Origin of the sequence: Methylobacterium sp. SD274, assembly GCF_017355285.1 — a bacterium.
Lineage (GTDB): Bacteria > Pseudomonadota > Alphaproteobacteria > Rhizobiales > Beijerinckiaceae > Methylobacterium.
The window spans coordinates 106,058-124,993 of record NZ_JADIJP010000006.1; the positions used below are offsets into that span (position 1 = coordinate 106,058).

At 68.2% G+C, this 18,936-nt stretch carries 19 protein-coding genes; 7 read left to right on the forward strand and 12 right to left on the reverse strand.

Going from position 1 to position 18,936, the window contains the following annotated elements; all coding sequences use genetic code 11:
• Nucleotides 1-9: 9 nt before the first annotated feature.
• From uca to IPV08_RS07780, 9 genes are all read right to left on the reverse strand, one after another.
• Nucleotides 10-3,672: an urea carboxylase gene (gene uca / locus IPV08_RS07740; RefSeq protein ID WP_207411410.1), complete on the reverse strand. Its 3,663-nt coding sequence runs from the start codon at nt 3,670-3,672 to the stop codon at nt 10-12.
• Nucleotides 3,672-4,310: an urea amidolyase associated protein UAAP2 gene (locus IPV08_RS07745; protein WP_207411411.1), complete on the reverse strand. Its 639-nt coding sequence runs from the start codon at nt 4,308-4,310 to the stop codon at nt 3,672-3,674. The genes uca and IPV08_RS07745 overlap by 1 nt, the downstream gene beginning before the upstream one ends.
• A 15-nt stretch (nt 4,311-4,325) precedes the next feature.
• Nucleotides 4,326-5,135 (reverse strand): urea amidolyase associated protein UAAP1, encoded by an 810-nt coding sequence (locus IPV08_RS07750; RefSeq protein ID WP_207411412.1) that lies wholly within the window; start codon nt 5,133-5,135, stop codon nt 4,326-4,328.
• 96 nt (nt 5,136-5,231) lie between these two features.
• Complete coding sequence (locus tag IPV08_RS24525) at nt 5,232-5,492, reverse strand: cupin domain-containing protein (protein WP_348646099.1); 261 nt, start codon at nt 5,490-5,492, stop codon at nt 5,232-5,234.
• A gap of 327 nt (nt 5,493-5,819) precedes the next feature.
• Nucleotides 5,820-7,193 (reverse strand): type III glutamate--ammonia ligase, encoded by a 1,374-nt coding sequence (gene glnT / locus IPV08_RS07760; protein ID WP_207411413.1) that lies wholly within the window; start codon nt 7,191-7,193, stop codon nt 5,820-5,822.
• 17 nt (nt 7,194-7,210) lie between these two features.
• The gene (locus IPV08_RS07765) at nt 7,211-7,987 is read right to left on the reverse strand and encodes a creatininase family protein (protein WP_207411414.1); all 777 of its coding nucleotides are present in this window, start codon (nt 7,985-7,987) and stop codon (nt 7,211-7,213) included.
• A 256-nt stretch (nt 7,988-8,243) separates the two neighbouring features.
• The gene (locus IPV08_RS07770; protein ID WP_207411415.1) at nt 8,244-9,185 is read right to left on the reverse strand and encodes an ATP-binding cassette domain-containing protein; all 942 of its coding nucleotides are present in this window, start codon (nt 9,183-9,185) and stop codon (nt 8,244-8,246) included.
• Nucleotides 9,182-10,312: an ABC transporter permease gene (locus tag IPV08_RS07775; protein ID WP_207411416.1), complete on the reverse strand. Its 1,131-nt coding sequence runs from the start codon at nt 10,310-10,312 to the stop codon at nt 9,182-9,184. Before IPV08_RS07775 ends, IPV08_RS07770 begins: the two co-directional genes overlap by 4 nt.
• A complete protein-coding gene (locus IPV08_RS07780; protein WP_207411417.1) occupies nt 10,309-11,325 on the reverse strand; it encodes an ABC transporter substrate-binding protein in 1,017 nt (338 codons plus the stop codon). Before IPV08_RS07780 ends, IPV08_RS07775 begins: the two co-directional genes overlap by 4 nt.
• An 86-nt stretch (nt 11,326-11,411) precedes the next feature.
• On the opposite strand from IPV08_RS07780, the gene nikR reads away from it, so the two are divergent.
• Nucleotides 11,412-11,948: a nickel-responsive transcriptional regulator NikR gene (gene nikR, locus IPV08_RS07785; protein WP_246747853.1), complete on the forward strand. Its 537-nt coding sequence runs from the start codon at nt 11,412-11,414 to the stop codon at nt 11,946-11,948.
• A gap of 9 nt (nt 11,949-11,957) precedes the next feature.
• On the opposite strand, the gene IPV08_RS07790 is transcribed toward nikR, so the two are convergent.
• Both IPV08_RS07790 and sseA read right to left on the reverse strand, forming a co-directional pair.
• Nucleotides 11,958-12,815, reverse strand: a complete 858-nt coding sequence (locus tag IPV08_RS07790) for an urease accessory protein UreD (RefSeq protein ID WP_207411418.1) — start codon at nt 12,813-12,815, stop codon at nt 11,958-11,960.
• Nucleotides 12,816-12,840: 25 nt separating this feature from the next.
• Nucleotides 12,841-13,689, reverse strand: a complete 849-nt coding sequence (gene sseA, locus IPV08_RS07795; RefSeq protein WP_207411419.1) for a 3-mercaptopyruvate sulfurtransferase — start codon at nt 13,687-13,689, stop codon at nt 12,841-12,843.
• A 134-nt stretch (nt 13,690-13,823) separates the two neighbouring features.
• Between sseA and IPV08_RS07800 the strand changes: the two genes are divergently transcribed.
• The 6 genes from IPV08_RS07800 (at nt 13,824) to yciA (ending at nt 17,627) form a co-directional block, all read left to right on the forward strand.
• A complete protein-coding gene (locus tag IPV08_RS07800; RefSeq protein ID WP_207411420.1) occupies nt 13,824-14,066 on the forward strand; it encodes a hypothetical protein in 243 nt (80 codons plus the stop codon).
• Between the two features lie 2 nt (nt 14,067-14,068).
• A complete protein-coding gene (locus tag IPV08_RS07805; RefSeq protein WP_207411421.1) occupies nt 14,069-14,422 on the forward strand; it encodes a hypothetical protein in 354 nt (117 codons plus the stop codon).
• Between the two features lie 301 nt (nt 14,423-14,723).
• A complete protein-coding gene (locus IPV08_RS07810; protein WP_207411422.1) occupies nt 14,724-16,229 on the forward strand; it encodes a DEAD/DEAH box helicase in 1,506 nt (501 codons plus the stop codon).
• A gap of 162 nt (nt 16,230-16,391) precedes the next feature.
• Nucleotides 16,392-16,577, forward strand: coding sequence for a DUF1508 domain-containing protein (locus IPV08_RS07815; protein ID WP_207411423.1), 186 nt, complete (start codon nt 16,392-16,394; stop codon nt 16,575-16,577).
• A 193-nt stretch (nt 16,578-16,770) separates the two neighbouring features.
• On the forward strand, nt 16,771-17,070 hold the full coding sequence (locus tag IPV08_RS07820; RefSeq protein WP_056433743.1) for a hypothetical protein: 300 nt from the start codon (nt 16,771-16,773) through the stop codon (nt 17,068-17,070).
• 152 nt (nt 17,071-17,222) lie between these two features.
• A complete protein-coding gene (gene yciA, locus IPV08_RS07825; RefSeq protein WP_056433429.1) occupies nt 17,223-17,627 on the forward strand; it encodes an acyl-CoA thioester hydrolase YciA in 405 nt (134 codons plus the stop codon).
• 33 nt (nt 17,628-17,660) lie between these two features.
• On the opposite strand, the gene IPV08_RS07830 is transcribed toward yciA, so the two are convergent.
• Nucleotides 17,661-18,809, reverse strand: coding sequence for a putative zinc-binding peptidase (locus IPV08_RS07830; RefSeq protein WP_056433426.1), 1,149 nt, complete (start codon nt 18,807-18,809; stop codon nt 17,661-17,663).
• Nucleotides 18,810-18,936: the final 127 nt, after the last annotated feature.

Sequence of the window (18,936 nt, forward strand, 5' to 3'; positions counted from 1 at the left end):
CTCACCTGCTCAGATCTCTTCCAGGATGGCGACGAGATCGCCGCCGCGCAGGGTGCGGCCCGGCTTCACCCGGACCTCACGCACGATTCCCGCCACCGGGGCGGAAACGGCGATCTCCATCTTCATCGATTCGAGGATCGCCACCGTCTCGCCGGACGCGACGCTCTGGCCTTCCTCGACCAGCACCTTCCAGACATTGCCCGGCACCGTGGTCGGCACGCCCACATGGCCGTCGGGCACCGCATCCTCTTCGCCCAGAGGCGCGCCCTCGTCGGCGACGAAACTGTCGAGCCCCTCGTCCTGCCAGCGCTGCCGCTCGGCCTCGAAGGCGGTCTGCTGGCGCAGTTTCGCGGCCGTGATCTCGACGGCGTTGCGGGCGAGCTCGTCCCGATGCTCGGCATAGGAGAACGTGCCCTCCTCGATCCTCAGCGGGTAGGCCCCGTGCGGGAACGCGGCGCGCGCCTCCATCAGCTCGTCATGGCTCACGGGGAAGAAGCGGATGCGGTCGAACGGGCGCAGCAGCCAGGGATGGCCGGGGACGAATTCCTTCGTCATCCGCCAGGTGTTCCAGATCTGGATGGTGCGGCCGAAGAGCTGGTACCCGCCCGGCCCCTCCATGCCGTAGATGCACATATAGGCGCCGCCGATGCCCACCGCGTTCTCCGGCGTCCAGGTGCGGGCGGGGTTGTACTTGGTGGTGACCAAGCGGTGGCGCGGGTCCACCGGTGTCGCCACCGGCGCGCCGAGATAGACGTCGCCCAGCCCCATCACGAGATAGCTCGCATCGAAGATGATGCGTTTTACGTCAGCTTCCGACTCCAAGCCGTTGATGCGGCGGATGAACTCGATGTTCGACGGGCACCAGGGCGCGTTGGGGCGGACCAGTTCCTGGTACTTGCGCATGGCGAGTTCGGCCTGCGGGTCGTTCCAGGACAGGGGCAGATGGACCACGCGGCTCGGCACCGTCACGTCCTCGACGGCGGGCAGGGCGGCCTCGATCTCGCGCAACTGCCCGAGGAGGCGTGAGCGCGGCAGCGTCGTGCCGTCGTAATGGATCTGGAGTGAGCGGATGCCCGGCGTCAGGTCGATGAGCCCCGGCAACCGCGCCTCGGCCACGGCCTCTGCCAGGAGGTGGACCCGCAGGCGGATGCCGATATCGAGGGCCATCGGGCCGTATTCGACCAGCAGGTTGTCGTCGCCCTGGCGGCGGTAGACCACGGTCACGGGGCCGGAGGAGTCGGTGGCGAGGATGGGCGAGCCGGCGCGATCTTTCCCTCCCCCCAATCCAACGACCTCATCCTGAGGTGCCGCGCAAGCGGCCTCGAAGGAGGCCTCCAGGGGGCGCGGCGTTCTCTGGAGCCCTCCTTCGAGGCCTCCGCTACGCTCCGGCGCCTCAGGATGAGGATGTGGTTGGGACAGGACGAAGGCATCGTCCCCCGCCCGCTCCACCGCCATGAACCGCACCGTATCCCCCGGCCGCAGCTGGCCCATCTTCCACTGCTCGTCGCGGGCGATCACCGCCGGGCAGACGAAGCCGCCGAGACTCGGGCCGTCCGGCCCCAGGAGGATCGGCATGTCGCCGGTGAAGTCGATGGAGCCGATGGCGTAGGCGTTGTCGTGGAGGTTCGAAGGGTGCAGTCCGGCCTCGCCGCCGTCGCTCCGTGCCCAGAGCGGGGTCGGGCCGACGAGGCGCACGCCGGTGCGGGCCGAGTTGAAGTGAACCTCGTAAGAAGCTGAGAACAAATCTGAAATGTCCTCGTCCCGGAAGAAGTCCGGCGCACCGTGCGGCCCGTAGACCACGCCGATCTCCCAGGCATGGGTGAGGGGCGCAGGCTCGGGCATCAAGGCCTCGACCTCGGGCGCATCGCCGAGATGCAGCACGTCCCCGGCCTTCAGGACACCGGTGGCATGGCCGCCGAAAGCGCCGAGCGCGAAGGTCGCCCGCGAGCCGAGGATAACGGGCGCGGCGAAACCACCGCGCAGGGCGAGGTAGCTGCGCTGGCCGGGGCCGGAGATCGCGCCGATGCTCACGGTCTGTCCGGGTTCGACGGTGAAGGCGCGGCCATGGTGCTGCTCGACCCCGTCGAGGCGCGCGGTCATCGCGGCTCCGGCGAGCGCCACGGTGGCGGCGGCGTGGAACCGCAGGGTCGGCCCCGACACGGTGAGTTCGAGGGCGCAGGTATCGGGCGGGTTGCCGACGAGGGCGTTGGCGTCGCGGAACGAGCGCGCATCCATCGGCCCGCTCGGTGGCACGCCCACATGCCAGAGGCCAATGCGGCCGGGTAGTTCCTGCAGGCTCGATTGCGCGCCGGGAACCAGCACCTCGATGCTGCGCGGCGCATAGGGAAAGTCGCGCAACGCCGTAGTGGCGACCCGGCCCGAGGCGAAGAGCTCGGAACCGGCGATGGCGCGCAGATAATCGAGATTGGTCTTGATCCCCGAGACCGCGCTGTCGTCGAGGGCCTGGCGCAAAGCGGCGAGCGCCGCAGGGCGGTCCTCGCCGGTCACGATGATCTTGGCGAGCATCGGGTCGTAGTTCGTGGTGACCTCGGTGCCGGTCTCGATCCAACCGTCGATGCGGGCCTCGGCAGGGAACCGCACTTCGGTGAGGAGGCCGGCGCTCGGGGCGAAATTGGCGTGCGGGATCTCGGCATAGAGCCGCGCTTCCATGGCGGCACCCTGCGGGACCAGGGGGCCGGCGGCACCGATCACGTCCTCGCCGGCCGCCTGACGGATCATCCATTCGACAAGATCGATGCCGAGCACCGCCTCGGTGACCGGGTGCTCGACCTGAAGCCGGGTGTTCACTTCGAGGAAGGAGAAATCCTCGCGGACGGGATCGTAGATGTACTCCACCGTTCCCGCCGAGGCGTAGGAAACGCTCGTCCCCAAAGCCACCGAGGCCGCGTGGAGGCGTGCACGCACCGCATCCGACAGGCCCGGCGCGGGGGTCTCCTCGATGACCTTCTGGTTGCGGCGCTGAAGCGAGCAGTCGCGCTCGCCGAGCGCCACCACGCGGCCGGCACCATCGCCGAAGATCTGCACCTCCACGTGGCGCGCCTCGCCGACGAAGCGTTCGAGATAGACGCGGGCATCGCCGAAGCTGGCGCGGGCCGTGCGCTCGACGGTTGCGTAGTGCTCGCGCAACTCCTCGGCAGAGGCGCAGAGGCGCATGCCGATGCCGCCGCCACCGGCGGTGCTCTTGAGCATCACCGGATAGCCGATGGTCTCGGCCGCCGCGAGGGCTGCGTCCAGATCCGGCAGCAGGCCGGTGCCGGGCAGGAGGGGCACGCCGCTGGCGCGGGCGAGGTCGCGCGCGGTGTGCTTGAGGCCGAAGGCGCGCAGGTGCTCGGGTTTCGGGCCGATGAAGACGATGCCCTCCGCCGCCAGACGCTCGGCGAAGGCCACGTTCTCCGACAGGAAGCCGTAGCCGGGATGGACGGCTTGCGCTCCCGTCGCCTTGCAGGCGGCGATCACGGCCTCGACGTTCAGGTAGCTTTCCGCCGCCGGTGCGGGTCCGAGCCGGACAGCCTCGTCCGCCTCCAGCACGCCGCGGGTGAACCGGTCGGCATCCGAGTAGACGGCCACGGACGCGACACCCATGCGCCGGCAGGTGCGGGCGATCCGCCGGGCGATCTCGCCGCGATTGGCGATGACGATCTTGCCGAACATCAGCGCAGATCCCCGGTCGAGGCTTGGTCCCGGATAGAGACGTGAATCGGCGTGGGGTTGAAGCCGTTGCAGGGGTTGTTGATTTGCGGGCAGTTCGAGATCACGCAGATCACGTCCATCTCCGCCGTGACCTCGACGTAGTCGCCCGGCGAGGAGACGCCGTCGACGATGGCGAGCTCGCCGTTCTGCTCGATGGGCACGTTCATGAAGAAGTTGATGTTGGGTGGGATGTCGCGCTTCGAGAGCCCGTATTTCGCGACCTCAAGGGCGAAGTTCTCGCGGCAAGCATGGAGATACTTGGTGGCCTGACCGAAGCGCACGGTGTTCGCCTCGCAGGAGCAGGCGCCAGCCGAGGTATCGTGACGACCGCAGGAATCGGCGGTGACGGTCGCCATCACCCGGCCCTCGTTGGAGACGAGCCGCGTGCCCGTCGTCACGTAGGCCGAGCCCTGGACGCGCAGGGTGTCCTGCGAGGAATAGCGCTCGCCCATGTCGCCGGCGCGGTAGAACAGGGTGTCCACCGCCTGGCAGCCGTCGGTGTCGGTGATGCGAAGAATCTGGCCCTTGCGCACGAGGCCGGACCAGGGCGCCTGAGCCGGCACGACCTCTTCGAGGAGAAGCTGGGTGTCGTTGGTCATGATGCGTCCCTCCCGTCAGAAGCCGATGGCGGCGTTGTTCTCGAAGCCGCGGACGGCCTCGATCGTGGCCGTGCGGCAGAGATCGTCGGCCGCGGGGACGGGCGCCCGGAAACGGGTCACCACCACGGGGTTCGGCGCGTAATCCGGGTTCGGGTCGAGGGGGTGGGGACAGTTCGAGAGGGTGACGAGAAGGTCGAGCTCGGCGCGGAGATCGACGAAGTCGCCCGCGCGGCGACCCGCCTCGTTCCAGGCGAAGCGCCCCTCCGCACCCACGGAGACGGGGGCGAACAGCGTGACGCAGGCGGGGATGTCGCGCCGGTCGAGCCCGGCCTTGAGGGCGGCGAGGACGAGGTTGTCGCGGGTGTTGCGATGGGGGCCGCCCGCGTAGCGCGCGGCGTTGGAGGCGGCGTTGGAGCCGCCCACCAGCGCATCGTGCGCGCCGCAGGAATCCTCGATGAGCGAGAGCATTACCCGGCCCATGTCGGAGAACAGCACCCGGCCGCGCTGGAGGGCGGTGGTCCACTGCACCTTCACGGTGTCGGCGTAGTTGAGACGCTCGGAGGTCTCGGCGGCGTTCCAGGCGACGAGGGCGACGCTGGAGGGACCATGGTCGAGGCTGATCCGCAGGGCCTCGCCGGCATTCAGCTCGAAGGTGCAGTACCAGCCGCCCGGGATGGTCTCGGTGTGGAGGATCGCCGCTTCGTCGAGGGGCAATCCCCGCGACGAGGGCGGCGGCAGGGCGCGAGGGGCATGCCCCTGGCCCTGGGCCTTCAGTTCCTCGTAGCGACGCCGATTCTCGGCGATGATGCTGGCTGTGTCGGTCATGCCCGTCTCCTCAAGTCTGTTCTCCGGGTCGTCCCGGAAAAACAGCCCTGTCGCGGCCGGGTCGTCCCGGCGGGCATGCGTCGATCGCGGTGCTGCTTAACCCGGGGGACCGCCGAGTGTGAAAGATTTGCGGACCGGCTCCCGTACGTCCCAGGTGCCGGCAAAACCGGAGGGGGAGACGAAGGTGTCCCCCGCGCGGTAGGTCTTGGCGGGCCCGTCCCCGTCGGTGACCGACGCCACCCCTTCCAGGATGTGGACGAACCCGTCCTGCGCGAATTCGATGTGCCACTTGCCCGGCTGGCAGGTCCAGGTTCCGGCCGAGAAGAGACTGTCCTCGCTGTGGTAGACGAATCTCACCGTCTGGGCGGGGTCGCCCGAGACGATACGCTCCCGCTCCGGCCGGCAGAGCTTCGATTGCTACTGAGCGGGGGCGAAATCGATGGTCTTTCTGGCCTGTCCCATACCGGTCACGAGGGTCGCGACAGATCGGGCTCCCATGCCGCCGAACAGGGCAAGAATCGGACCGCCGAAAGTATGAAGCAGCCGCGCAATCTCCACCGAGCCATCTCCCTCGCAAGGACATCCGCGGCCGGCCGAATCTCGGCCGTACCTGCAAATACCAATATGTCTCGCGCGAGAGAGGCATGAGTGTGTTGAGCGTCCGCTTCACGAGGAAGTTAACACCTAGAAAAGGTGGCTATAGCGCTCGATCTCCCAGGCACTGACCGTGAGGTGATACTCCTCCCACTCGGCGCGCTTGTAGCGGATGAACTCGTCGCGCAGCGCCTTGCCCAGGGTCTTCTCCACCAGCGGGTCGGCGGCGAAGGCGTCCACCGCCTCGGCGAGGGTCTGGGGCAGGAACTCGATGCCGCGCTCGGCGCGCTGGGCATCGGTGAGGTCGTAGAGGTTGTCCTCGTTGGGGGCGCCCGGATCGATGCGCTCGCGGATGCCTTCGAGACCGGCAGCGAGGACGAGAGCGGCGGCGAGGTAGGGATTGACCGCACCGTCCGCGTTGCGGCTCTCGCAGCGGCCGCCGCCGGCGGGCACGCGCACCGAATTGGTGCGGTTGTTCGAGCCATAGGAGTTGAAGACCGGCGCCCAGGAGAAGCCCGCCATGGAGCCCTGGCGCACGAGGCGCTTGTAGCTGTTCACGGTCGGCGCGAAGGCGGCGCAGAGCGCCCGCCCGTGCTTCAGCACGCCGCCGATGAAGTAATAGCCGGTCTCGGTGAGGCCGAGGCCGCGCGGATCGTCTTTCGGGTCGCAGGCGAAGATGTTCTTGCCCGTCTCCTTGTCGGAGAGGGACATGTTGAAATGCGCGCCATTGCCGGTGCGATCTGCAAAGGGTTTGGGCATCATCGTGGCGATGAGGCCTTCTTCCTTGGCATAGTGCTTGGCCATCATGCGGAAGAAGGTGAGCCGGTCGCACATGGTCAGGGCGTCGGCGTAGTTAAAGTCGAACTCGAACTGGCCGCAGGCATCCTCGTGGTCGAAGGAATACAGGTCCCAGCCGAGATCGTTGATCGTGGTGGCGACCTTGTCGAGCCAGGTGAAGTTGTCGACGAAGCCGCGCACGTCGTAGCAGGGCTTCACCAGCTTATCGTCGGGGATCGGCGTGTGGAGCGAGCCGTCCGCCTCCTGCTTCAGCAGGAAGATCTCGCATTCGATGCCGAGATTGAAGCCGAACCCCATGGCCTCGGCCTCGGCCATGACGGTCTTCAGGGCGACACGGGTCGAGAGCGGATAAGGCTGGCCCTGGAACGTCAGGTCCGCCGGACACCAGGCGAGCTTCGATTCCCAGGGCAGCTGGATCAACTGAGAGAAGTCCGGCACGGAGGCCAGTTCGTCCTCGTTCGGAGCCTGGCCGAGCCCGTCGAGGGCATAACCGGTATAGCGCTCGGACCCCGCCGCCATCTGCGGCAGGTGGTCGATGGGCACGACCTTGGCCTTCTGCGCGCCATGGATGTCGACATAGGCGCCGATCACGTATTTCACGCCCTTGGCGCGCAGGTCGTCCTGCAGCTTGGCGATGGAGGGATCGATTTCGGTGGCATGCGCCATCGGGCGGCTCCTTGGTTTTAAGCGGAAACGGAGAAGGAATGGGGGAGGGGCGGGGTCTCGGAGAGGCCGCGCAGGACGAGGGCGGACAGGTCCTCGACCATCCAGCCGAACAGGCGTTTCCCGTCTTCGAGACTCGCCTCCGAAGGACGCCCGGTGACGCCGTTCAGGCTCGTCCGGTTCACCGGATGGGAGAAGACGAGCCCCTCCGTCCGGTCGGGGTCGTCCGCATCGGCGATGCGGTCCGGGCGCACGAGATCGGGCGCCATCGCCATCATCAGCGCGGTCTCGGCGGCGTTGGCGTGCCAGTCGTCGGCATCGGCGAAATGCGCGGCGCGGACGCGCTCGCTCACCGTGGCGGAATTCACCAGGGCGACCATGAGGTCGTCATGGGCGGCCCGCAGTATCTCCAGGGCGCAGCGCAGGGGCGCGGCGTTGGTCACGTGGGCGTTGACGATGAACAGTCGGCGGACGCCGGACTGGTAGGCCGAGGTGCCGATCTGGGCCACGAGCCGCGTCATCATCACGGGATCGAGGGTGATGGTGCCTGGCCAGCGCCGGCTATGCCCGAGGGAACAGCCATAGGGCAGGGTGGGAAGCACCGGCACGCGGGTCCGCGCCGAGACCGCATGCGTGAGGGCCTCGGCCAGGACGAAATCCATGCCCGTGCCGAGATGCGGCCCGTGCTGTTCCGTAGCTCCCACGGGTAGGATGGCGGAATGGGCAACGGCGGCGAGGTCGCCGGGGATCTCGTCCCAGGTGCGGTTCGCCCAGAGGAGGGGGGAGGGTGTGGTCATACAGACCTCCGTCGGCCCACACAGAGGTCGAGGTGAGACGACTCCTTCTCCCCTCTGCGGGAGAAGGTGGCCCGCGAGCCAAGTCGGATGAGGGGTGTGCCATCTCCGGAAAGGTCGCCCCCTCTCCCGGTCGCTCCGCGACCACCCTCCCCCGCAGAGGGGGGAGGGCTGTGCCCGAGCGCCCCGGATGCGTGAACGTCGGCATGCCGGAGATCGCCGTGAGGCAAGCCAGAGCCGGTCGTGTAAGACATGGCGATCATTCCACCTCGTCCCCGGCGGAGGTCATGCGCGTCACCACGTCGGGGGCGACGCTCTCCTCCGCCTCGTCCTTCGGCGGGTGGATCAGCGCGTCGAGACGGGCGCGGGTGGCGCGGAATTCGGGGGTGAGCGCCTGGTTGTGGCTGCGCGGACGCGGCACCGGGACCTCGATGAGTTCGGCCACCTCGCCCGGATGGGCGCTGAGCACTAGGATGCGGTCGGCCAGATGCACCGCCTCGTCGAGGTCGTGGGTGATGAAGACGATGGTGATGTCGATCTTCTTCCAGATCTCGATGAGATAGGCCTGCATCCGGGCGCGCGACTGGGTGTCGAGGGCCGAGAACGGCTCGTCCATGAGCAGGATGCGCGGGCGGGTGGCCAGCGCCCGGGCGATGGCCACCCGCTGCTTCATGCCGCCGGAGAGCTGGTGCGGGTAGCTGTCGGCGAAGGCCTCCAGGCCGATGAGCGCCAGCCATTGCCGGGCCTCGCGCTCCGCTTCCCGACGCGGCGTGCCGTTCTCCTCCAGCCCGAAGGCGACGTTGCGCAGGACGCTGAGCCAGGGGAACAGCGTGTAGCCCTGGAACACCATGCCCCGGTCCGCGCCCGGCCCGGAGACCGGCACGCCCTCGACGCTGACCACGCCCGAGGTAGAGGTCTCGAGCCCGGCGAGGATGCGCACGAAGGTGGACTTGCCGCAGCCCGACGGCCCGACGACGCAGAGGAACTCGCGCCGGTGGGTGACGAGGTCGATGTCCTTCAAGGCCACCGTCACGCCGCCATCCGCCCTGCGGAAGGTCTTCGTCAGCTTCTCGACCCGGAGGGCGACCTCACGGCTCTTCAGTTTCTCGAACCGGGCGCGGACCGGCTCGCACTGGGTGCGGTAGTCGCAGGCCTCGATCGGCAGGATGACGGGAGAGGCGACGGGAGAGACCGAGTTCACGCTTCGCTCCTGTCGTAGGGGAACAGCCGGCGGCCGAGCCAGGCGAGGGCGAGATCCGTGATCGAGCCGACGAGGCCGATGATGAGGATCGCGGCGTAGACGTTGTCGAAATGCTGGTAGCGGGCCTGCTGCGTGATGAAGAAGGTGATGCCCGACGAGGTGCCGATGAGTTCGGCGACGATGAGGTAGGTCCAGGCCCAGCCGAGCAGGATGCGCTGGTCGCGGTAGAGCTGCGGCAGCATCGCCGGCACGATCACCCGACGGATGAGGCGGAGATTTCGCGCGCCGAGCGTCAGGGCCGCCTCGATCAGCAGCGGCTCGATCCGCCGGGTGGTGTTGGCGATGACCAGCACCTGCTGGAAGAAGGTGCCGATGACGATGATCGCGATTTTCGGCCCGTCATAGATGCCGAGGATGGCGACCATCAGCGCCCCGAAGGCGGGCGCCGGCATGTAGCGCACGAACTCGATGACCGGCTCGGTGAGGCGCGCCAAAGTCGGCTGGGCGCCGCAGAGGATTCCCAGCGGCACGCCGATCACCGACGAAAGCAGGAAGCCGAAGGCGATGATCTGGATCGAGTGCCACAGGCTCAAGGGCAGGCGGATGGCGTCGCGCTGGGTCGGCTGGGCCGTCAGCGAGGTCCAGAACGCGGTGGCCACCTCGTGCGGGGCGGGGAGGTAGACCGGGTTGGCGGGAATGCCCGCCGGCTCGGCGGTGCCGGCGGCCTTGGCCGAGGCGACCTCCTCCGCGAAGGCGGCCTTCGGCACGCGCATCCCCGGCTCCATCCAGGCGATGTCCCCGGGCTCGGTCACCTCCATCAGGGGATGCCACAGGAACGGCACGTAGGAGACCGCCGCCCAGGCGAGGAGCGGGATCAGGAACGACAGGATTGCGAGGCTCGTCCGGCGGCGTGGCGAGAGCGGCCGGGCGACGCCGATCCAGGAGCGGCGGCGGGAGATGGGAGACGAGACGCGGGCCCCTCCTCCCCCTTGTGGGGAGGAGTTGGAGGTGGGGGTGGTTGGGTGACCCACCGCGGCCGAGGCTGGCGGAGCCACCCCCACCCCTGTCCCCTCCCCACAAGGGGGAGGGGAAGTGCGCTCCAAGCCCTGGCGCATCTCGGCACTCATTTGCCGTCGGTCAGCGCGGGGTCGATGTAGCTCTTCACGTCCTGGGCGGTCTTGTAGACCTCGTACTTGACGTTGAAGGCGTCGGCATAGCGGCTCGAGCCGTAGAGGGAGCCGAACCCGTCGGCATCCTTCATCACCTTGGCGCCCTCGGCCAGGGTGAGGAGCTTGGTGCCCTTGAGGAAGCGGGTGAAGGTGGGCGCGTCGATGCCGACCTTGGCCGCCATGATCGCCACCGCATCGCCCTGCGTCTTCGGATCCTGAATATAGGCGACGACCTTGTTCCAGACGCCGACGAACTTGATCCACTCGGCCCGACGGCCCGACAGGCTGGCCGGCGAGACGGTGACCACGTCGTAGATCAGGCCCGGCTCGTCGGCGGAGGTGTAGAGCGGCTTGGCGCCGGCCGCGCCCTTCATCGCCTGCCCGGCGACGGGCTGCCAGGCGCCGATGGCCGAGACGTCGCCGGAGGCCAGGACCTGCGGGGTCTCGTTGGTCTTGGCGTTGACCAGGGTGACGTCCGTCTCCTTGAGGCCGAGCTTGGTCAGGCCGTTGATGAGGAGGAGATGCTCCACGAGGCCGACTTCGAGGCCGACCTTCTTGCCCTTGAGGTCGGCCAGTGCCTTCACGCCGGGCTTGCCGACGATCATGTCGTTGCCGTTGGAGTAATCCGTGAGCATGATCATGACGTTCTTGGCGCCATTGCCACCCATCACCAAAGCATCGCCGTTGGTGCAGGTGACGGCGTCGAGCTTGCCGGCGGAGAACGCATCCATGGAGGCCGAGTAGTCGAACCACTCGAACTTCGCGTCGACCCCGGCTTCTTTCAGCCAGCCCTTCTCGATGGCGACCTGCCAGGCGACCCAGCCGGGCCAGTCGCTGTAGCCGATGCGCAGGGGCTCGGCGGCGTGCGCCACGGGGATGGAGGCGGAGGCCGTGAGGAGGCCCAGGGCAAGGGCGCAGCCCGTGACGGCCTTGCGTCCGGCGGTCAGGATCGTGGAAAGGTGCATCTGCATTCTCCGAACCGCGTAGTACGATCGCTGGAAATCGTAATACCGATCGGGTGATTGCTATACAAAACACGTGCCAGGACGAGTTCGGCATGCAGGGGGAAGGCGCCATGGCGGGTAGCGAAGCAACGGAAGCGGCCCCCGAGGACGGCACGAACCCGGAGGAGGGAGTTGGTGGCCGACGCAGGCCGGTGAGCCGGATCAGCCTGTCGCTTTCCGAGGATCTGCTCTGCGAGCTCGATACCATGGTGGGGGAGCGTGGCTTCGCCAGCCGCTCACAGGCCGTGGCGACGATTCTTCACCGCTCGCTCGTGGAGCACCGCCACAAGGTCGGCGACCGGGTAATGGCGGGCACGATCACACTGTTCTACGACCATCTCGCGCCGGGCGTGCAGCAGCGTTTGGCCGATCTGCAGCGGCGCTACATCGCCGAGGTCATCTCCTCGCTCCACGTCCATCTGATGAACAACCAGACCCTGGAAGTGGTGCTGGTGCAGGGGCCGGCCGCGACGCTCCAGACCATCGCCGACACGATGATCACCGAGCGCGGCGTCATCTCCGGCCGGCTGGAACTCGCGGCGGCGCTGATTCCGCCGATCCATCCGTTCCAGGGAGAGAAGGCCCCCTGACGAGGGGCCTCAGCTCTGCCAGACCCGGGGCATCGGCGCGCTGCGATAGGCCACCAGGATACGAGCGGCCGTCGCCCGCAGGGCGTCGGGGTCGGCGCTCAAGAAACGGGCAACGAGGTGCCCATTCCAGGCACTTGCCGCCACATCCACCCCTGTCGGTCCCAGACTGTCGAGATGGGCACGAAGCGGCTCCAGGCGGGATTCCGCGTCTGCCGAAACATCGAGCAGAGTCGCCATGGCGCGGGCGCCGCCGCCGAAAGCCGTCCGCTCCAGAAGGGCGGTGATCGGCCCGTCGAAGGCGACGGAATCCGCGTAGGTCAGACGCCCCGCGCGGCGGATGCGCCAGGCATCCCGGAACAGGCCCGTTTCCATACGCTCATGGCGCGCCGTTCGCCCGAAAACCACCGCCTCGAAAGCGAGCAGCCGTGCCTCCGGCGCGAGGTCCACTTCGAACCGTCGCTCCAGCCGCGCGCGGTCGAACAGGATCGTCTCCTGCGGCAGCCAGTCGAGACCCGCGCCCTCGGCCAGGGTCGCGGTCGTCGTCACGCGGCTCGAGAGACCGTCGGACTTATAGATCTTCTCGGCGGCCGTCGTCGTGAGCACGAGATGCGCACCGGCATCGACCGTCGCCTCGACCCGGAAACCGTCGCCGCAGGCGATACCGCCGGCCGTGTTGAGCAGCACCGCCTCGCAGACACCCTCGCCATGGCGCGGCAGGCGCAGGCGCAACGGCCCGGCCTCCGAGAGATCGGCGATATGCGTGCCCGCCCCGTGGCGGACGACGCGCACGGCGACGCGTCCCTCCGAGCGCTGGCGCACCGGAACAATAGCGTGTGGGACGGTGTCGAGGCTCGGGAGGTCGGCCACGGGAAGGGCGTCCCGCGCGGAACCCTCAGGCCGGCCCTGTAGCGACCGGACGCGCGGGATCGACGCCCCATTCGGACCAGGACCCGTCGTACAGCGCACGGGGCGGGTGGCCCAGCGTCTCCAGGGCGAGCGCGACGATGGCCGCCGTGACGCCTGAACCGCAGGTGGTGATGACCGGCTTTGCCGGATCGACTCCGGCCTCGGCGAAGACGGCGCGCAGGGAATCGGCGTCCTTCAGCCGGCCGTCCGCCTGGAGCGCGGAATAATGGACGTTGCGGGCGCCCGGCATGTGGCCGGGACGTACGCCGGGGCGTGGCTCGGCCTCCTCGCCACGGAAGCGCGGGGCGGAACGGGCATCCACCACCTGCGCCGAACCGCGCTCCAGGGCACGAGCGACATCGCCGGCATCGGCCACGGCGCCATGGTCCAGTCGCGCCGAGAAATGGCGCCGGTCGCGCCGGGGGCCGTCGCCATCCTCGGTCTTGCCGCCGGAGGCGAGCCAGGCCGGGAAACCGCCTTCCAGGATCTGGACGTCGCGCACGCCGAAGGTGCGCAGCATCCACCAGACCCGGGGGGCGGAGAACAGACCCATCCCGTCATAGACGATGATGTGCATGCCGTCGCCGATGCCGAGTTCGCGCATGCGCGAGGCGAAGACCTCCGGGCGGGGCAGCATGTGCGGCAGCGGCGACGTCTCGTCACTCATGGCATCGATATCGAAGCGGATCGCGCCGGGTATGTGCGCGGCCTGGTACTCGGCCTCGGCGTTCCTGCCTTGGGCGGGAAGATACCATGACGCATCCAGCACGATGATGCCCGGCGCGCCGAGACGCTCCTTGAGCCAGTCGGTCGTGACGAAGTGCGAAGGCGTCATGTTTTCTCGGTCCGTGATGAGGGTCAGCGCCACTCAACCACATCCGCCCCCGGCTTGCACAGTCGGTGCGTTGAGGCGAAAGCTCACCGCATGACGAGCCGCAGCCACGAACCCCTTCCGGAGCGGACAGAATCGTGAGTCCCCGCGAGACGTTCCACATCGAGATTCTCGGCTCCGAGGACGAGGGAGAGGATCGCGTGCGCCAGCGCCTGTCGATCCGCGCGAGCGGGCCCGAGAGCGCCACGGAGCGCGCGCTCCTGCTGTTCGCACGGGCACGGGCACCGCAGCGCTCGGGCGGACCGGCCGAGGCGGTACGGGTCATCGACGGGGCGGGGACGGAGGTCTTCCACCGCACGCGTTTCGACGAGACCGCCTGACCATGCGCGTCCTCGCGGGCCTCGTTCTGATGCTTCTGTTCGCGGGGCTGTTCGTACGGAGCTACACGCTGCCGCCCGCACCGGACCGGCGCGGCGGCACCACCATCGCCCTGGCCTGGCCGGATCGTGCACTGTTCGGCAGCCCACGCGGAGATTGCGTCGGCGGCCCGGAAGACGAGGCGGTCATCGCCTGCCTGATCGGCTCCGTGTCCCGCTTCCGGGCCGAGACGATGCCCCTCGTCCAGCTCCCGTTCTGCGGCACCTGCTACGGCCTGTCCCAGACCCTCGCCTCCCTCGGCCGTGACGAGAAAGCGGTCCAGGCCAAGCTCGCCCAGATGGCGCGTTTCGGCTGGTAAGGCCACACGTCCAGGCGCTCAGCGTATGGCTCAAGGCCGAGATTGACTTCGCAGGCGCGAAAGCGCATATCGCAGTCGCAGCGTCAGCGGCCGTGACAGGTTCGCTTGAGAGGGCTGCGTGACGGATCGCCGATTGCGCGTCAGCGCGACCCAAGCGACCTGAGCCCCTCTCTTCAAACGTGCATGCACCCGGATCGCCCCATCACGCGGGCGACCTCCAGCTCAACGGACCAGTCCCTTCGATAAGACGGCCATCCTATCCGATGGCGTCCGGCCGGTCCCGCTGCCTGAAAGTCTACCCTTGACCCAATTTACCGATTTCGGCCTCGCTCAGCCCGTGCTGCGCGCCCTGGATGAGGCCGGCTACAAGACTCCGACCCCGATCCAGGCTCAGGCCCTGCGCCCCGCCATGGAAGGCCGCGACCTCTGCGGCATCGCCCAGACCGGCACCGGCAAGACTGCGGCCTTCGCGCTGCCGATCCTGCACCGCCTCGCCCAGAACCCGCGCAAGGCCATCCGCCGCGGCTGCCGCGTGCTGGTGCTCTCGCCCACCCGCGAACTCGCCAACCAGATCGCCGAGAGCTTCTCGGATTACGGCAAGCACCTGTCCTTCACCAACACCGTGGTGTTCGGCGGCGTCACCATCTCTCGCCAGGAGAAGGCGCTCGCCAACGGCGTCGACATCCTCGTCGCCACGCCGGGCCGTCTCATGGATCTCATCGAGCGCCGCTCGCTGACCCTCGAAGCCGTCGAGATCCTCGTCCTCGACGAGGCCGACCAGATGCTCGACCTCGGCTTCATCCACGCCCTCAAGCGCATCGTGAAGATGCTGCCGAAGGAGCGCCAGAGCCTGTTCTTCTCGGCGACCATGCCGAAGAACATCGCGGGCCTCGCCGATCAGTACCTGCGTGACCCGGTCCAGGTGGCCGTGACTCCTGTGGCGACGACGGCCGAGCGTGTGACGCAGGAGGTCATCTTCGCCCATACCGGTGCGAAGCAGGCCCTGCTGAACCACATCCTGCGCGACCCCGCCATCGAACGCGTCCTGGTCTTCACCCGCACCAAGCACGGCGCAGACCGGGTCGTGCGCGGCCTGGAGAAGGTCGGGATCAACGCCTCGGCCATTCACGGCAACAAGTCCCAGCCGCAGCGCGAGCGTGCTCTCGCCGCGTTCAAGGACGGGTCGTGCCGCGTCCTGGTGGCCACCGACATCGCCGCCCGCGGCATCGACGTCGAGGCCGTGAGCCACGTCATCAACTACGACCTCCCCAACGTGCCCGAGAGCTACGTCCACCGCATCGGCCGCACCGCGCGCGCCGGGGCGAACGGGCTCGCCATCTCGTTCTGCAACGACGAGGAGAAGGCCTACCTGCGGGATATCGAGCGCACCACGCGCCAGAAGATCCCCGTCGGCGCCTTCCCCGAGGGCTTCAACCCGCCGACCCGCCAGGAAGCGGCCGAGGCCGCGCAGGCCGAGGAGCGTCGTCCGGCGCCCCAGGGCCAGCGTCCCGGCCAGCGCCAGGGTCAGCGCCCCGGCGGCGGACGCCCCGGCTTCGGCGGTCGTCCCGGCGGCGGTCGCGGCGGCGAGAGCCGTGGCGGCCAGCCCGGCGGTCCGGCCCGTTCCGGCCGTCCGCAGGAAGGCCGCGGCGATCGTCCGGCGGAAGGGCAGGGCCGTGGCCCCCGTCCCGACCAGCGCGGCGACACCCGCGCTCCGCGCCAGGGTGAACGCCCGCGCAGCGGCGGCGGCGGCAATGCCGCCGGCGAAGGTCGCGCCATCGGCTGGCTCGACCGCTTCCCGCGTTCCTGATCCGAATCGATCCCATACGGTCGAGTTCGCTCGACACGACGCCGCCCCGGATCGTCCGGGGCGGCGTTTTCGTTTGAGCCCAAGGCCGGGACGGATATTGCTTACGGACGATCCCGCGCCATCTCAGCCTCTGGCGGGCATCTCCGCGAGGGAGGCATGGGCATGCGTTTCGAGCTGTACCGGGATTCGAGTGGCGACTGGCGCTGGCGCCTTCGAGTCACGAACGGGAACGTCATCGCCGATTCGGCCGAGGGCTATGCCCGCAGGGAAGATTGCGAGCGTGGCATCACCCTGGTGAAGGGTTCGGCCGATGCCAGCGTCGTCGACATGACGTTGAAGATCGCCTGACCCGTCCACGCGAAGTCACCGACGCGGAGACCCCGCCCGCGAAGGCCGTTCCCGGGAAGGTTGCCGTTAAGCTTGCCGACGGAGGGCATGAAACGGTTTGCCAATTCTGTGCGTTCGGCTGACGGCCAAGCATGCATTCCTTCGCATGCCGTCGTATCATCACCGTCGTTCGATCACTCGAGGAGTCATGAACGTGTTGAGAAAACTCCTTCTGGCCGCCTTGCTGGCCCTGGGCTTCGCCGCCCTGGCCCCCCAGGGCGCCTCGGCCGCGCCCATCGGCCCAGTCTCGGCCCTTCAGAGCGAGGCCGCACCCGCCGTAGCCGAGAAGGCGCAGTACTACTATCGCCGGCCGTATTACCGTCGCCCGTTCTACGGCCGTCCTTACTACGCCCGTCCGTATTACCGTCGGCCGTACTTCGCGCCGCGTCCGTTCTACCGCCGCCCGTTTTACGGTCCGCGCCGGTTCTACGGCCCGCGTCGCTTCTACTACTAAGTCGGTCACGCCGGTCGGTTTCGAGGCCCGGTCGTCCCATTCGGGACGGCCGGGCTTTTTCTTGACCTGATGCCCCTTGTCGGCCGATGCAGGAGGCCAAGCGACGTCTCGGACGAACGAAGGCGGCGCAACGAGGATGGGTGGAGACCGGAATGGGCGAGACCAGCGACCCGCGCGGCGACCTCACGGTGCGCACCATCGCCATGCCGGCCGACACCAACGCCAATGGCGACATCTTCGGCGGCTGGGTGATGTCGCAGATGGACCAGGCCGGCGGGATTGCCGGCGTCGACCAGGCCCAGGGTCGCGTGGTCACGGTGGCGGTCGACGCGATGACCTTCATTCGTCCGGTACGGGTGGGCGATGTGCTCTGCGTCTACACGCGGGTGGAGAGTGTCGGGCGCACGTCCATGAAGATCCAGGTCGAAGCCTGGGCGCGCCGCTTCCGCACCAAGCTGCGCGAGAAGGTCACCGAGGCGACCTTCACCTTCGTCGCCATCGACGATGACGGGCGCCCGCGTCGGCTTCCCAAACCGGAGCCGGAACAGGGAATGTGAGCCCTGAACCGGCCCTAGGGTTCGGCTGGCGGCTCAGACGTTCGGCGGTGCCACGCGCTGGCGCAGGCCGGTGATCACCGCCTTCAGAATATCCGAATCGAGATGATCGCCCGTGACCGAGCGAACGGTTTCGATCCGGTCATGGATGAAGGCGAGTTTGGCGATGACGGCCGGTGTCAGCTTGAAGGGATAGAGCGCCGGCTGCCCCATGCTGCGGCTCAAGGAATTCACCGCATAGGTCAGCGGCAACCAGGCCGAGATCAGGCGATCGAGGTCTGGCGACTGATACGGATCGAAATCGATCACGACGGGGTCCGGCGCGCCGTTGCGCAGGCGAGGCCGCACGTGCAGTTCGAATGTGCTCGCCGTCTCCACCGTGTCGACGATGTGGAGGTAATGCGCCCAGGTCTCGGCGAAATCCTCCCATGGGTGGCTGGTGGCATAGGCGCTGACGTAGGATTCCTGCCAGTCCGCCGGCGCGCCTTGGGCATAGTAACGCTGCAGGGCCATGCCGTAGCTGGCACGCTCGTCGCCGAACAGGTCTCGGAATGACCAGATGCTCTGATCGTAGCGGATCAGGACGTTCCAGAAATAATGCCCGATCTCGTGGCGGAAATGGCCGAGGAGCGTGCGGTAATACTCCCCGAACAGCATCCTGCGCCGTTCGCGCTCGACATCGTCCGCCTCGGCGATGTTCAGGGTGATGAGGCCGCTGCGATGCCCGGTGAGCACGGGGGGGCCGACGCTGTAACTCTCGGCGGGGTCGACGAGGAAGTCGAAGGCCAGACCGGTGGCGGGGTTCTCGTCCCGTGTCATCAGGGGCAGGTCGAGGCGAAGCAGCGAGTAGAACAACCGGTGCTTGGCGGCCTCGATCTGGCGCCAGCGCGTGAGATTCCAGGCGAGGGCCAGGTCCGGCACCACCCTGTTGTGCCGACAGCAAGTACAGTACCGGTCTGGACTGTCATCGGGCAGCAGCCAATTACAGGCACTGAACTCGGCATTTGCACAGAAGCGGTACTTCCGGCCCGGATCGGCATAGGCGTGCCAGACCGTCCCGGAGGGCTCCAGGGCGGAAATCTCGTGGGTGCCGCAGACATAGCCGAGCCGCCGCTGACAGCTCTCGCATTCCGTACTCTCGAAACTCGCCGGCTGGTTGCAAGCCTGGCACTGAAAGATCTTCATGGGCCGGCCGGGCCCGCACTATGGGCGCCGGCATATGCGTGAGGGAACGCTTCGCGGCGAAGCCCCGCGTCACGATGCACGGAATTTGCTTTCTGCTCGACGGCGGGCAGCGTCGCCATGCCGTCTG

Coding starts and splice junctions, on each gene's coding strand:
- IPV08_RS07815 (WP_207411423.1), top strand. CDS start 16,392: ATGCGTTTCGAGCTGTACCGGGATTCGAGTGGCGACTGGCGCTGGCGC.
- nikR (WP_246747853.1), top strand. CDS start 11,412: ATGCAGGGGGAAGGCGCCATGGCGGGTAGCGAAGCAACGGAAGCGGCC.
- IPV08_RS07765 (WP_207411414.1), bottom strand. CDS start 7,987: ATGACCACACCCTCCCCCCTCCTCTGGGCGAACCGCACCTGGGACGAG.
- IPV08_RS07780 (WP_207411417.1), bottom strand. CDS start 11,325: ATGCAGATGCACCTTTCCACGATCCTGACCGCCGGACGCAAGGCCGTC.
- sseA (WP_207411419.1), bottom strand. CDS start 13,689: ATGACGCCTTCGCACTTCGTCACGACCGACTGGCTCAAGGAGCGTCTC.
- IPV08_RS07830 (WP_056433426.1), bottom strand. CDS start 18,809: ATGAAGATCTTTCAGTGCCAGGCTTGCAACCAGCCGGCGAGTTTCGAG.
- yciA (WP_056433429.1), top strand. CDS start 17,223: ATGGGCGAGACCAGCGACCCGCGCGGCGACCTCACGGTGCGCACCATC.
- IPV08_RS07775 (WP_207411416.1), bottom strand. CDS start 10,312: ATGAGTGCCGAGATGCGCCAGGGCTTGGAGCGCACTTCCCCTCCCCCT.
- IPV08_RS07745 (WP_207411411.1), bottom strand. CDS start 4,310: ATGACCAACGACACCCAGCTTCTCCTCGAAGAGGTCGTGCCGGCTCAG.
- uca (WP_207411410.1), bottom strand. CDS start 3,672: ATGTTCGGCAAGATCGTCATCGCCAATCGCGGCGAGATCGCCCGGCGG.
- IPV08_RS07805 (WP_207411421.1), top strand. CDS start 14,069: ATGCGCGTCCTCGCGGGCCTCGTTCTGATGCTTCTGTTCGCGGGGCTG.
- IPV08_RS07750 (WP_207411412.1), bottom strand. CDS start 5,135: ATGACCGACACAGCCAGCATCATCGCCGAGAATCGGCGTCGCTACGAG.
- glnT (WP_207411413.1), bottom strand. CDS start 7,193: ATGGCGCATGCCACCGAAATCGATCCCTCCATCGCCAAGCTGCAGGAC.